The 13086-nt window shown below is 48.8% G+C and carries 14 protein-coding genes; 8 read left to right on the top strand and 6 right to left on the bottom strand.

All coding sequences use genetic code 11. From position 1 onward, the window contains the following. Positions 1-49 precede the first annotated feature (49 nt). Genes P5704_026125 through P5704_026115 form a run of 3 tightly spaced genes read right to left on the bottom strand, consistent with a single transcriptional unit; the run spans position 50 to position 2396 of the window. The gene (locus tag P5704_026125) at positions 50-505 is read right to left on the bottom strand and encodes a hypothetical protein (protein WOF81375.1); all 456 of its coding nucleotides are present in this window, start codon (positions 503-505) and stop codon (positions 50-52) included. Between the two features lie 6 nt (positions 506-511). Next, positions 512-1153, bottom strand: coding sequence for a hypothetical protein (locus P5704_026120; protein WOF81374.1), 642 nt, complete (start codon positions 1151-1153; stop codon positions 512-514). A gap of 43 nt (positions 1154-1196) precedes the next feature. Then, a complete protein-coding gene (locus P5704_026115; GenBank protein ID WOF81373.1) occupies positions 1197-2396 on the bottom strand; it encodes a hypothetical protein in 1200 nt (399 codons plus the stop codon). A 281-nt stretch (positions 2397-2677) separates the two neighbouring features. Between P5704_026115 and P5704_026110 the strand changes: the two genes are divergently transcribed. From P5704_026110 to P5704_026090, 5 genes are all read left to right on the top strand, one after another. Beyond that, the gene (locus P5704_026110; GenBank protein WOF81372.1) at positions 2678-3157 is read left to right on the top strand and encodes a hypothetical protein; all 480 of its coding nucleotides are present in this window, start codon (positions 2678-2680) and stop codon (positions 3155-3157) included. 10 nt (positions 3158-3167) lie between these two features. Further along, complete coding sequence (locus P5704_026105) at positions 3168-3650, top strand: hypothetical protein (GenBank protein WOF81371.1); 483 nt, start codon at positions 3168-3170, stop codon at positions 3648-3650. 2 nt (positions 3651-3652) lie between these two features. After that, complete coding sequence (locus P5704_026100) at positions 3653-5344, top strand: DNA topoisomerase (protein ID WOF81370.1); 1692 nt, start codon at positions 3653-3655, stop codon at positions 5342-5344. 66 nt (positions 5345-5410) lie between these two features. After that, the gene (locus tag P5704_026095; protein WOF81369.1) at positions 5411-5707 is read left to right on the top strand and encodes a hypothetical protein; all 297 of its coding nucleotides are present in this window, start codon (positions 5411-5413) and stop codon (positions 5705-5707) included. Positions 5708-5801: 94 nt separating this feature from the next. Further along, positions 5802-6896 (top strand): hypothetical protein, encoded by a 1095-nt coding sequence (locus P5704_026090; protein ID WOF81368.1) that lies wholly within the window; start codon positions 5802-5804, stop codon positions 6894-6896. A 24-nt stretch (positions 6897-6920) separates the two neighbouring features. On the opposite strand, the gene P5704_026085 is transcribed toward P5704_026090, so the two are convergent. From P5704_026085 to P5704_026075, 3 genes are all read right to left on the bottom strand, one after another. Continuing rightward, positions 6921-8435, bottom strand: a complete 1515-nt coding sequence (locus P5704_026085) for a hypothetical protein (protein WOF81367.1) — start codon at positions 8433-8435, stop codon at positions 6921-6923. Positions 8436-8759: 324 nt separating this feature from the next. Next, on the bottom strand, positions 8760-9239 hold the full coding sequence (locus tag P5704_026080) for a hypothetical protein (protein ID WOF81366.1): 480 nt from the start codon (positions 9237-9239) through the stop codon (positions 8760-8762). Positions 9240-9247: 8 nt separating this feature from the next. Continuing rightward, positions 9248-9757, bottom strand: a complete 510-nt coding sequence (locus P5704_026075) for a hypothetical protein (protein WOF81365.1) — start codon at positions 9755-9757, stop codon at positions 9248-9250. Here P5704_026075 and P5704_026070 point away from each other — a divergent pair. The 3 genes from P5704_026070 to P5704_026060 are packed head-to-tail and all read left to right on the top strand — an operon-like array spanning position 9738 to position 13045. Then, a complete protein-coding gene (locus P5704_026070) occupies positions 9738-10529 on the top strand; it encodes a hypothetical protein (GenBank protein WOF81364.1) in 792 nt (263 codons plus the stop codon). The genes P5704_026075 and P5704_026070 overlap by 20 nt on opposite strands. Next, positions 10513-11928: a hypothetical protein gene (locus tag P5704_026065; GenBank protein ID WOF81363.1), complete on the top strand. Its 1416-nt coding sequence runs from the start codon at positions 10513-10515 to the stop codon at positions 11926-11928. Before P5704_026070 ends, P5704_026065 begins: the two co-directional genes overlap by 17 nt. 1 nt (position 11929) lies before the next feature. Beyond that, positions 11930-13045, top strand: a complete 1116-nt coding sequence (locus P5704_026060) for a hypothetical protein (GenBank protein ID WOF81362.1) — start codon at positions 11930-11932, stop codon at positions 13043-13045. Positions 13046-13086: the final 41 nt, after the last annotated feature.

Here is a 13086-nt window from a genome sequence, read left to right as displayed (position 1 = left end):
CCCAATGTCATAACAGCTACCCAGGCTAATAATAGGCCTTTTATATATCTCATCTTTTTTCGCCCCCAATGGCCGATAACGGTAATGGAAGCAACTCTTCAGGGTTGTTAGCCACTACCCGGAAGAATGTTTTTCCATTAATACTAATTTTATTGTGCCTCTTGTCCCAGTTGTTCCAGCATTTTCTTGAAACCCATAGGAGCATTGAATACCTGATATAGAACAGGCCAAATAAAACCACTCCCGACAAGCAGAATATGAATTCATTCATGTTGCTTGCAAACGCTAGAAATAATAGTGATAGAAATGAACACAGCATCGACACGCAGGCTGTGAATCTTACGTTTCGGTAACGAACCGAAAATTCCTTTCTATCCGTGTCTTCACCAACGACAACAAGAGGCTCCGCCCCTTCCCTTCCATGTTTTATGCTTTGAACAAGAGATCCCCATCGGTAGACTGGTCTCACGGAACTTTTTAGCACTTGTATAAATTGACTAATCATGCTGACTCACTTAATGCAAAGCATTGAAATACCGATAAGGGCGGAAACAAAACAGCTGAACCACATGAGGTTCATGCAAACAATCCCGCCCAGAATTTTTAGAGCGGGCGCAAGGAATGGTGCTTTACCACCACCATGTGGATCATGAGCATCTTTTAGGGTGTAAATGCCTGAAACGAATGCAACAAACCCAATGAACATGACAAAGGCAATGATGGCTTTCAGCGTTCCAGATGGCATGAAGGCCAGAAATCCCTTTCCTGCCGCAGCCGCAACGTCAGAGCCAAGGTTGGCGTCGATAGCCAAGATCATGCGAGTACTGTCACCACTGACTGATGTGCTATTCGTTTCTACACCAAGGCTCGCCTTGAAAAATTCATAAACCCAGGGCGTAATTACGAGCATCGAACCAATGATGAGTTTGGTGACACTTTTGCCAGGCGTAGATCCTTGGGAGCCACCTGTTTTAGACCAGGTATAAAATCCGTACAGAGCATTGGCAAACAGCAGAAAGCCGATGAACACGGCAAAGACGCGTGCCACATCAATCATTTGAGTGAAATTAGCGGCAACATCTACCGTGTCGGCAAAGGATGGGGTTGCTGCAAAGAGCAGCATTGCCCCGATGCTGAAAGCGATCTTTTTCATACTGCCTTTCTTATTGTTATTTTTGATTGGTCTTTATTGTAGATTATTTTGTCGGATGATCAAGCTCCAGTAGCGCGATATCAGCCAGCGTCTTCTCAATCCTCAGTGAAGATTTATATTGCTGCAAATTGATGTACAGCATGACTGCATCCATCTGAATTTTGCGCTTCTCAAGTTCGGCTGGGGCAACATAGGGCGCCTTGTCACCACCCTTACAGGTGTTGGTCACCTCACACATCCAGTTCTCGCTACCGAGGCGCTCAGCGAGGTATTTATCCAGCAAGAAGACTTCACCAGGCGCGCGCTCTTTGGTCGCCTCGTTGTAGGTGCCGTGCTGAAGCATCAAATTGTGGTTCAAGGCACTCTCGATTCCAGCCCTGAAATTTGTAGCCCTCTGGTCAATTACCAGCGCCTTGTCGTGCGCAGCAGTACCCTTCAGGCTATCCATGGTGTTGTCGGCGTATGGGGCCTTGATGATTGGATTGACTGCTAACTCGATTTGCTTTTTCATTGCCATGTATTGCTGATCGGTAGCCCCTTGAGGCGGAGGCGATATCAAAATACTTGGATCTGAACAGGCATCGCTGCCTACCGCATCTGCAATCGCCTTACATTTGTTGACGATTTCGCTTGATTTGGTCGCATTGTATTTGGATACCTCTTCTACGCTTGGCGCCCTGTTAACAACGGTGCAAAGCTTGGTATCCGTGACGCCAGGCGGGCATACAACGGTTGACTTGCCGCTTGCCATAGCTCGTGCACCAGCCTTTTTGACGTTTTCCGCATAGGATTGAGACTCCATCCCACACAGAAGATCATCAAGGTTGGCCGCCATGCTTAGCGTGTCGCAGACGTCTTGTGCAGGCATGGATTTTTCAAGCTGCTCAGTGTTCTGGATGTCCTGCATGGCCTTGCCGGTACGAACGATCATGTTGCCAATGGCATTATTGACGTTGTCGATTTCGAGCTCGGAAAACAGTGACATAAGATCAAGCTTGGTTTCCTCAATGGTCTGCATGATCTCAGACTCCATGGCGCGCATGATGCCGTCCTGAATCATCTGCATTAGAGAGCCTGCATCCGTTACAGGGATTTGCGCCTCGGCTCTTTGCGTGAAAAGGGTGGCAGACCCTAGCAGAGCGACAGATAACGCCAGGGCGCTTGTGGCTGCGGCAAGTTTGCTTTTTATAAATGGCCTCATATGAACCTCTGAATCAGAATTTTGGGCTTGGCGATGGCGCATGGTCTCGATTTCGACCCAATGACTGTCGATGCTCGATCTCGAAATATCGCTTAAGACTGGATACGGTATGTGCGATCACATCGATACCTGGCGACGTCCGTTGATAAGACGCACCTCTCGATAATGATTCTTCCAGAGTGAACGGGAAAGCTGGATTGCTTGAAAAGGTCAATGCGCTCATGCGTAACACCGGCAATTATTGTTCTATAACTCGATGATACGGGCTAGCAATTTTTGCGTCAATCGGTCAATATATAAAAAACAAAATGAGGACGCCCCTTTTGAATACGCCGCCTGTTGATGCGCTGCTATTTACCCCAGAGGCTCAAAATGCTTTCTGGGAGGAGATGCAGCCTGATGCCAGGGCTTGTCTCGATATGTTTGAGAACAAAGAGCGCTGGTCTTATCAATACACAGAATTTCCTGAATTGTTCGTGAAAATGGCTGAAGCCCTGCCACGAGTCGCCGGGCTTCCTGTCGATGAAGGCAGCCAGAGCGTACTGGTCAAGCTGATTCCTCTTCTGGCCAGCATGCCATTCAGACAGTGTATTTTCGCTATTCATTGGCTCAACCACCAGGCAGGCGAAAGCCCGATTGGATGGGGAGCACTTTGTTACCTGGAAGCGGTAAACATCACCAATAATATTCCTGACCATGAATATTATGGAATGGCCAAAGCCATGGTTGAGCGGATGGCAACCGTCATGCGAACACGTAAAATTATTGGCCTGTTTTCTCAGTGGCCGCTTAAATCAGCTTGAGGTATTTACCATGAAAAAAATTCTTGCCCTATCTGTGCTATTAGCACTTCCATTCGTAGCCGACTATTCGCAGGCGGGAACATGCCGAAATGCAATCAATGAGGCCAGCAACCGAATCTTCAACAAGGGTCTAGGAACAGTGTGCGCGGGTGTTGATACCAGCGTTAAAGCCAATAGTCCTTTTATTTATGTCAATCCTGACGCAGGGTGCGACATTGGCCTTCAGATGCCTGGGCTTCCAACGTTCGGGGCAAAAGTTGGAGATGGCTTGAACCTCTGTAACCTTGCGAAAACCGTGTTTGGTGGCATGGTTGATGCTGTAAACACTGAGGCCAGAAACAAAATGGATCAAGCTGTGGGAACCATTAACAAAACTGCACAGGATGCCATTGGTACAAATGTGCTTAATAATGAAGTGGATCTCTCCACGATCCTTCAGCAAAAAACCAATCAGGCAGCCCAGGGCGCAACGCCTAGCTACGTACCCTATTAAGCATGAGCAGAATATGGATCATAGAGGCGGCTGGTAAAGTCAAGTCACTCAAGCGTGCGCTGGCTGATGCCGGGCACCCTTCCGATAGGGTGCTGGCAACCCATGGTCGACTTTATGATCTGGCGGACGACCTGCACAGGGTTAGCAACGAGATTCTGAAAGACTTAAATACCATCAGGTGGGAGCCTCTTCGCAAGGAGCAGATCAATCAACTGATGGATCTCACTCGAAATGCATCTGAGATTGTCATTGCAACAGACGCAGATCTTGAGGGCGAGTTGATAGCACACCACTTCGTCAAGGCATTCGCACGACCAGGGGTTGCTTTCTCGCGTGCCTACCTTATGGGGTTTACTGCCGAGCACGTCAGTGAAGCGACCCAAGCCAGGAGGGCTATTGACACCAACCGTGTGTTCTCAGCGATTGCCAGGCGATTATTTGATCGCCACCTTGGCTATCAGCTCATTTCTGAAGAAGATCACTTTCGAATGAGCATGGGGCGCGTGGTTTCTCCGCTGGTGCAGAGTCTTTTGGAGCAGCCTGCGATAACAACCCGAGTCGAGTGCGACTTGAAAGATGGATGGAAAGCGGTTTTTTCGCTACCGAGTCATCTTGGCTCCCAGGCTCAGATCCTGTGCTCTATCCTGAGTGACCTAAAGCCGGTCGAGCCAATCCTTGAGAGTGTTGAAACCGTCACCGAGGAAAAGAAGCCCTTAACCGGGCCAGAGGCTATATTGCTCTGCTCAAACGAAATAAATAAGCCCATTGATGAAATCATGGCATCTCTACAGTCCAACTACATGGAGGGAAGACTATCCTATCCAAGAACTGACAGCAGGCGAATGGGAGAAATCTCCACAAAATGGGCTAAACGAATGGCCGAGGCGCAGGGCATCCCATTCTCCTTGGATCATCTGGAGAAAAGGCAAAACGAGGCCTGCGAAAGATCCTTCGATGCGCACGAGGCTCTGACTCCCCTAACCGACTACATGGCGTCCAGGACGATCTCATCCGAGCACCTAAGTACCGAGGATGCGGTTTTAGCCACGATTTCCAGACATTGTGCGCATATAGGCAGCCCCACCACCACGCTCAAGCTTGAGCGGGGAAAATTTGGCAATGATCAGGCCTCTCAGCAGTGGGCGAAGGTCGTAAAGAATTTCATTCCTCACCTCTCGATTGAAAGGGTTCGCAGTGAAGATGGCGCGATACTTCCAAGAGCAAGGGTTATTACCAAGAAAAAGCCAAATTTCGAATCCACAAGGGTCAGAATGTGGAAGGACAGTCCTGCATTGACCGCAGCAAAGCGGATGATCGAGATGGGCCTGGGCAGGCCCTCAACGATAAGCCAGATAGCTGGCAAAGCCGCAAAGAACTACCTTGATGAAAATGGCCAGGTCAATGGTCGAGGGAAACTCATGCTGCACAAGGTCAACGAGCGCTGCCCGGAGCTTCTGAAAAATGGCGTCGCACAAAAGGTGGAACAGGCGTTAATTGCTGACGGAGCAAAGAGGTCAGTGGCCGACAGACTGTCGCTTGCTTGGCAGCTCCTGCGTCAAAAGCCGCTTCGCGAAACGACCGACGTTAAGCCGAGTGTCACGCCCCAGCAGCCCGAGAAATTGAACAATGATCATGCTGAGGCGCACAAAGAGCAGGATATCGGAAACGAACCACCTTCGTTTAGTTTTGATTAGTTTATATTGACATCATAAGCGTCTGTGAACATACTCTTCTAACCCAATTTAGGACAGGAGTTTTCCATGGGCGTTATGAGTACTATCAAATTCCTCGGTGGGCGCGGTTCCAACCTAATGCTGGCCGCCAAGCTTGTTCCAGAGGTTTCACGGCTTGTAAAAAAGAGAAGCAAAGATCAGGTTGCAACCGCGCTTGAGTCAGATGAAGGCATGACCGCTTTTGCCAAAGAGCTTTATAAGGAATTGAACCCGCAATTGCGAACCCAGGTGCCTGAAGAGGGGTTTGTGGCTGTCGTTTTGCAGAACCGTCAGCGGCTAATGGGCAAGAAAAAGAATAAAAAGAAGGTTGAAGCTGCGAAATAAGCTTTCCAGCACTTGAAAACCTGCGTGATTTGCTCCATATTCATGGCACGAAGACGTTTCGCGCCGCTCTGTAAACAGGATATGGAGTTAGATCATGAAGAATTCAGTGACCGATAATGAGGTCATCAGTGTTATCAGCAGCAATCATGCTGCGTTAAGCATTGATGCTATTGCCAACAACCTGGGTGTTTTGCGTCATACGCTAAATCCGGTTATAGGCAGCATGCTTAACCGAGGGATTCTATCCAAAGAGATTGACAACACTCAGGGCATCCCGCTTTTCAAGCTGGTCGACTCGCACGTGGTTGATGCTGAACCTCAAGCCAAAAAGCAGGATCAGGCCAACCTTCCTCCGAATGTCTCTCGCCTGAACGTCACCAAGCGCGTAAGCACAGAAAACACAAAGGCTGCACACAAGCCAGCCGATGCACCGAAAGCGCAAACCGAGCCTAAGAGTGTCCCGACACAAAACCTTGTGTCAAATGCCGCTGAGTACAGTAACGAGCTGAAAATCCTTGCCTTCCTGCGCTTGCAGGCTCGATCCATGGATGACCTTAACGCCACGTTTGGTAAGTGCGAGGAGGACATCGAGGCGCTCAAGAGCCAGGATCTGGTTGAATCAACCTACATCATTGATCAGTATGTGTTCATGTTGAATCACGATAACGTGCTGAAGAAATACCCTGAGCTCAAAGACGAAGAAAAGGCAAAGCAGATCCTCGCTGAGCCTAAGCCCGAGGCGCAAACCGAGCCGCCAAAGGCAGAGCCAGCGGTTCAAGCAAAAGTGGAGGCACCACTACAGAAGCAGGAGGCAGAGTCTCCAAAAGCCGACCAGGTGGCTGCGAAAGAGCCTGAGGTTCTCGAACGTAAAGTAGAGCCCGCTCCCGTTGAGAAGGTGGCCAAGAAACACCCTGAGCCATCTCACGACATTCTTCCTGAGCCGGTTGTGGTGCGTGAGGAGTACGCCCAGGATGAGTCAGAGCAGAGCTTTGGCGGCTTGAATGATTCAGCTGTGATGGAGCAAATTTCATCGCTGGTCAAAAAACTGGTTCAGCGCCAGCTTAATGAGCAGCAATCGAACCAGCAGGCGAACATAAGCGAGATGGCTCTCAAAATCCGGAGCGCCTCCGAGAGTCTTAAGCAAGCCGCCAGGTCTCTTGATGAAGCAATGGAGCTTCTTGAGTCATAAGTAGAACGTTTATGCCCTCGCCAGTCACTGTCGAGGGCAATAAACCTCTTTCTCATATTCCATTCCGATCTCAGCCATTTCTAAACCACCATCAGGTGATGCATTCATTGGTGAATCGTCCTTCAAACCCTGGACATAGTCTGCCAATTGAAACTCATTGCTGGCGACGCGATTCGCCAGATGCAGTGAGTCTTTGCTTGCAAAAGAGAGCAGATGAGACTTCATGCCCTCCTTACCTAGAGTGCGAGCCTGAGATAGCTGCGCCGCCACCTTCTCCTGACCGATCTTCGATACCCATGTGACGATGGCGTCAAGCGCCTTGATGTCTACGCGCTCAGAAGCAACTGACTCAATCGCAACCGCGTCGATAACAGACTGGGTTCTATTCAATAAATTCCGATAGGTTTCCGGATCGAGATCAGACACTGCATGCTCAGCGTCTCCTCGCATAAGACTTGCCGCATAACGGGATGCTGCATGATCTTGAGAGACCAGCCCCTTGTCCAGGTAGGCTTGAACATTGCGCCTGGTTAACCCGTCAACGACCTCAAATAGCCTCGACTCATCGACTTGCATGAACAGCATAGGATCTTCTTTAAGCAGGGGCTCCAAAACCGAAAAGGTGTTGTGCTCATTTTCTGCGTAAGCCCTCAATGGCAGAATGGTTGTTCGCAGAAGATCCCAGTTTCCAGTCAACTTGGCGCACAGGCAAGCCGAAAAAGTGTCGGCAAAGCACTCAAGAATCCACCCCTTACTCATCTGGTGATCAGCCAGGCACTCACCCTCGATAGCCTTGTAGTCAGGAAGCGGGGTTAAACAATGTCCAAGCTCATGAGAGAAAATATAAAACCATTTTTGCTCGCTCAGTGTTTGAGCAAAAGGGAAGGAATGGATGTTGGAGGCTTTATTTCCGCCTTTCTCACAAAGGTTAATTACAGATACGCCATATTGCTCTTTGTTGTTCAGAAAATAGGCAACAGGCTCATCATTGGTCATAATGTTGTGGCTGAACGCCACCCGAGAGTAGCTGTTGTACTGGTCACCATGCCCCGAGCGAATGAAGGTATCAAGTGATGCGCCATAATGAAGGACAAGGCGACCAAGTTTGGCAAGTGAATCCTGGAGGGCGCCAATCAAGGCGCTTTCGTGTGCTTTTTTGATTGGCCGAATATAACCCTCAAAGCCCATCAAAGTGTTTTTGAAATAGGGCTCTGGAATCCTGGCCATTGTCTTTAGGAATTCTTCATCATCGGCATTTAGAATTACTAGCCCAGATCGACCAAAACGATTATTCAAGTTTCTTGTTAGCTGAGAGGCGCTAGACAAGGCTTCTTTTAGCGTAGGAGCCGGTCTTTCGGTAAGAAACGATTTGCTGATCGGGTCTCTTTTTGCCAAGAAGTAAGACGCGGTATACATAATTGATCGACTAATTGACAATCCACGAGCCTTGGCAATCAGGCCTTGCACCGCTGGCTCTTGTGCAGAAGATTCGCCACTCTGGAGAATATATGCGTTCTTAATAAGATCAAATGTTTTCATGGAATGCTCTTTCTTGTTAGTATGCAGCGTCCCAATGGCTACGTTCAAATGAGGTTTCCATGAATCGCCCCCAGAAAGCCACGCTTACTTTCGTTGGGAGTCATCCTGATGACGATACACCCATCTGCGGCCTGATAACCTCGTACTTCGATTGCGAAGATGCGCCACTTAGCGCGCATGCTGAAGATAATCAAATCACTATAACAAGCCGGACTCAGTCAATAACATTCACCATCCCTACAATACTGGCTGATGCGATTCAGTCTGGAACCGCATTTTACGTTGCCAACATTGGGGGATCTGAAGAATCCTTCAAGGTGCCGGTTACGTCCCAGTGCTAGCCTCAGGCGCTTCAATCTCGGGCGAGTAGCAGCAGATGGTGGCATTGGCCAGACCTTCCTTGCTGCAATAAGGGATCGGCTTTGTTGGGTATTCTGGATCGATATAAATATCCGTGTCCGTTATTTCGTAGGTTTCACCCAGTTCTTTATTTGTCTCATAACAAATGTTGATGTTTACAGGGGTGAAAACTTTAAATGGCTCGATACGCCAATCACCCTTTGGAATGGACGACAAGTATTTGTCACGCTGCAAATCCTGTAGCTTGAATTCCTTGGTAATGAAATTACCATCATTCTTATAGATTGTGATGGCTCCAGCGATCTGCTGAGATTCGTTCATGTATTTCATGAACTCAGCTTTTGCGCCCTTGTTCGAGGACTCCTCACCCAAATAGCTCATCGTTACAACGCCAATTAGAATACTTAGCGCAATTGCAATAAGCCCTATAATTAAATTAGTCATATTTCACCTTAGAAATCATTCTTTTTATTTTGGTTTTCCCAGGTATATTCGTCACTCACAACATATCTGAGGTTGAACCCCTGAAGAAGGTCATCTTCTCGGGTAATGCCTTCGCGACTCATTGGTACAGCCCTTAGGCTTGTCAGACTATCGCTCATGGCGCTCAAGCGACGGCTTCTCACAAATATCCTGATGGCAATGGGCTGGGAATTTGACCCATTGCCTATTTGCATCACCAGAAAAAGACCCGGCTGCCCTTTGATCCTGGAGGCAAAAAGCCATTTGGCTGCCCTGAATCGCTCATAGAACCTCTTTGGAATGCCAAGGTATACCTGGCCGTCCTTAGGCATGAGCCCAAACATCGCTGAGCCGTAAAGACTAAGTATAAATGTGTGCTTAAGCGAGCTCTTTGGAAATCCCGGCCTGAAATTCATGATTTCATGACCAAGGTTGATAAGCAGCGTTTCTTCCGGCGTCTCCCCCGCAAAGGGGTTATTCTTGTTCTTAGATGAAGACATTGATGTTTTCTTCTTGTTAAAATGCTTTGTCAATAATATGATTAAAAAAACAACAATGCAAGGTGTCGGCATGACCCAAAGAACTATAACCATCGAGCGTATCGAAGAAATCCAGGGAGCGTTCAATAACGCGATCTCTCGACTTGGGCTCAGCCAGTTCTCCTTAGAAGTCGAGGGTGAACGGCATCCGATTGACCTTATCACACATCCCTACGTGCTGTTGGCGCGCATGGCAATGAAGGCCGAAGAGACATCCATTCTGATTTTTGGCGTGCGACTTTTCCCGAATGCGTGCTATGTGGTCAATAACGAAACCCCAACAGGAATAATCATTGATCATTTCGATGACCTTATGCAAAACCAGATGCTGGACAAGAATATCCAGGAATCTCGCGAACTGGAGGTTGCAACCCTTGATGACATGACTGTTGGGCATAGGGAGCTGATTCTCGAATCAGCCATTTCCGATACACTGGAAATTGACAAGGAGATGCAGGTTGTCCGAATCAAACCCCATGCCTTCATCATGCACAATCTGTATCGCAATGGCCCGAAATTCGAAAACGGAATGGGCTTGCCACTGATGAGTCCAGAGATGATTGCCATCAACGATCTTCAGGGCCTGCTGCTGGAAGATGCACCAATCAAGGCGCTCAACAAGGCGCGAGCCAAGGCAGACGAATTGCTCAGGGACATTATGCTGCGCAAACAATTGGCGAAAGAAAGAAATGCGGCAATAAAAGAGGCGGGCTACGATGTCGACAACACGTGATAACAGAAGTGTGCGAGGCATTCTCGATGATGACGATGCGCTCGACATCGTAGACGCCCTTGAAGAAGACGATGATGACGACTTGGATGACGATGACTTCGATTCGCTGTTTGATGATGACCCGTTCGAAGAGCCAAAGGCACCAGCGCGCGAGACGATCAACCGTCCCGTAAGGCCGAATCACGTTTTCGCCAGCCAGGCACCCGCTCAAGACAGCGAAAGGACAAGCAAGTCCGAACCCACTCCTGCACCCTCCTCCGATCAAGGCGGGAGCCGGATCCAATTCTATCGCTCACTGCAAGGCTTTCTGCAAGCGATGAGCGAAGCTGCGCCTATTTACCTGGGTGAAAAGTCAAGAAACCCCGATGTGCCTGAAGCTGACATAAGGCAAAATGTTGGAACCCTATGCGGAAAGCATCTGAGCCTGGTTGAGAAGTGCCTGGAAATCAATAACGCCAATACGCAGGACATCATGCTGCGTTATCAGCGCCGATCCCTGGCAAAAAATCTTGCCGAACTCTACGAGCACTACTCCATTGACGAGCTCGATGGCCTGATTGATGTTGCCAGAAACTGGGCGGCGCAAAGCAAGGATTTCGAAAACTCAGGATCCGATAGCGGGACGGGAGACGGATGGCTCAGCGTCAAGCTTTCTCTTTTCACGGCAACGCTTAAGTATTATCAGTCGCTAGATGGCATGTGGTGCGGGCACCAGCCTTCAGAAGTCATGCTTGAGCTGCAAAGAATCGCCATTTTGCTAGCAAAGGAAGTCGCGTTTAGCTGGAGTAAGCGATCCCAGGTTTCAGACCGCGAGAACTTGTTTTCCAGTGCACTACCCCACTGTCTCAAGATTGCAGAGATGGCCTACAAGGAAATCGCCCTGAGTCTGATGAATGGTGAAAATTACAATAGCTTGAGTGACCAGCCCACTCTTGCCTACTTCGAAGACACGGCTGATGAGATGTACATGGGGTATGTCGATGAAGGCATGGTTGAGCTGAAGCAGCGCGTAAGCCGCATGGCAGCGCAATACATCCGTCACGCCAAGACACCAGCGCTGCGCCAGGATGAGCTGATCATCTGGCGCAATGCGATGCTTGAGGATATTGACAAGGCCATGGCCTCAGCCTGGGAGGAGGCTTCTAGCGATCTTCTTGAAGAGATAGAAGAGATGTCCGAGGAGGATCGCACCATTTACGTTGAGACGCATGACGTTATGGATTTCTCACGATTCGAAGTCAGGGTTATTGAGCGCCTCTCAACCCTTGATAGGCCAGGACGCATGATTCAGATTGATTTTACCGAAGTGACCAACAAGGCCAAAAAACACCTGGCATGGATGTGGGGCGTTTCGGATTCACTTATCGCAGCGCGCAAAGAGAATTTGCCGGGAGATTGATATGTTTAGAAAGACAGTTATTGCCACAGTGATCTGCCTGACCATGGGCGTAACCAGTCAGAGTCATGCCTTTGGCTTTCCACAAACCGATGTACTGAAAATCGCAAAGCAGGTTTATCAGAGAATGGAATCCGCCATGCAGCATGCGGCTGATTTTGCGATGTCTCAAAAAGAAATGCTGCTAGCCAACCAAACATCCGCTGACAAGATGGATGAAATGAATAACGCGGCAAACAATGCAATAGTTCGAATCAACCAGGCAAAGACAGATATTCAAAATCTTCTTCAGATGGAGCGTTCAATGCCCGCACCAGAGACCTGTAGCACTACGCTGGTTAGCGTAAGTCTTGAGGATGCGCTATGTAAAGAACAGAGCATTTTCTCGCAAATAAACAGTTTGCGCACGAAGATATACTCATCCGTATCAGGCTATGTTGATGCCGTGACCCTACAAGACCATCAGATTGGTGAAATGAGTCTGGCTCAAAGCACGGGTGGATCAAAATCGAATACACCTGTAAAAACAGCTGCCCAGCTAGCTGTTGAAGAGTTTGAAAAGAACACCCTGGGCGAGTTTGCAAAACTAAAGGCTCACACTGCGGCTGGTCGAGACGAGCAGGTTACAAATCCTGAGCTATTTCTTATTCATGACAGCTCTCCATTTACCTTTACCCCAGAAGAGCTAGATATCGCCAAGAGCCGCCTTTTTCTTGAGTATCCACCCTACGTCAACCTATCCGGTGACGATCCGGCCACTGACCGGGTGAGCGTTCTGGAAAGGCGCAAGGTGCTGGCCCAGGAGATGTCCGCGCAGGTGGTCGCCAAGCATATTGCGCTGAAAGCACCGGTCAAGGAGGGCTTTCCATCCCGACTCGGGGCAATGCAGATTGCATCAAAGGTTCGCCTGATGCCAGATGGCAGCTTTGACAAGAGCGAGGAATCCTTTATGCAAAAGATAGCCATGAAGAATCCTGGCGAGGGCGCAACCAGTCGCGAAAAAATCATCATGAGATCCGTCCAACTCAGCGGCGCCATTGAGCGTTACAAGCAGACACTTGCCCTTGAGCATCATTTGCTCATGATTGCGGCTAACAAGCTTGATAATCCGAAAAAGTAAGTTGAAACAAAGCCCGAGCCCGTGTCAATAATAATAAATAA

This window comes from Pseudomonas sp. FeN3W (assembly GCA_030263805.2).
GTDB lineage: Bacteria > Pseudomonadota > Gammaproteobacteria > Pseudomonadales > Pseudomonadaceae > Stutzerimonas > Stutzerimonas stutzeri_G.
Note: the sequence above shows the minus strand (reverse complement) of the source record. Positions and strands in the feature narration are given on the sequence as shown.

Coding starts and splice junctions, on each gene's coding strand:
- P5704_026125 (WOF81375.1), bottom strand. CDS start 505: ATGATTAGTCAATTTATACAAGTGCTAAAAAGTTCCGTGAGACCAGTC.
- P5704_026120 (WOF81374.1), bottom strand. CDS start 1,153: ATGAAAAAGATCGCTTTCAGCATCGGGGCAATGCTGCTCTTTGCAGCA.
- P5704_026115 (WOF81373.1), bottom strand. CDS start 2,396: ATGCGCCATCGCCAAGCCCAAAATTCTGATTCAGAGGTTCATATGAGG.
- P5704_026105 (WOF81371.1), top strand. CDS start 3,168: ATGAAAAAAATTCTTGCCCTATCTGTGCTATTAGCACTTCCATTCGTA.
- P5704_026100 (WOF81370.1), top strand. CDS start 3,653: ATGAGCAGAATATGGATCATAGAGGCGGCTGGTAAAGTCAAGTCACTC.
- P5704_026095 (WOF81369.1), top strand. CDS start 5,411: ATGGGCGTTATGAGTACTATCAAATTCCTCGGTGGGCGCGGTTCCAAC.
- P5704_026090 (WOF81368.1), top strand. CDS start 5,802: ATGAAGAATTCAGTGACCGATAATGAGGTCATCAGTGTTATCAGCAGC.
- P5704_026085 (WOF81367.1), bottom strand. CDS start 8,435: ATGAAAACATTTGATCTTATTAAGAACGCATATATTCTCCAGAGTGGC.
- P5704_026080 (WOF81366.1), bottom strand. CDS start 9,239: ATGACTAATTTAATTATAGGGCTTATTGCAATTGCGCTAAGTATTCTA.
- P5704_026075 (WOF81365.1), bottom strand. CDS start 9,757: ATGTCTTCATCTAAGAACAAGAATAACCCCTTTGCGGGGGAGACGCCG.
- P5704_026065 (WOF81363.1), top strand. CDS start 10,513: ATGTCGACAACACGTGATAACAGAAGTGTGCGAGGCATTCTCGATGAT.
- P5704_026060 (WOF81362.1), top strand. CDS start 11,930: ATGTTTAGAAAGACAGTTATTGCCACAGTGATCTGCCTGACCATGGGC.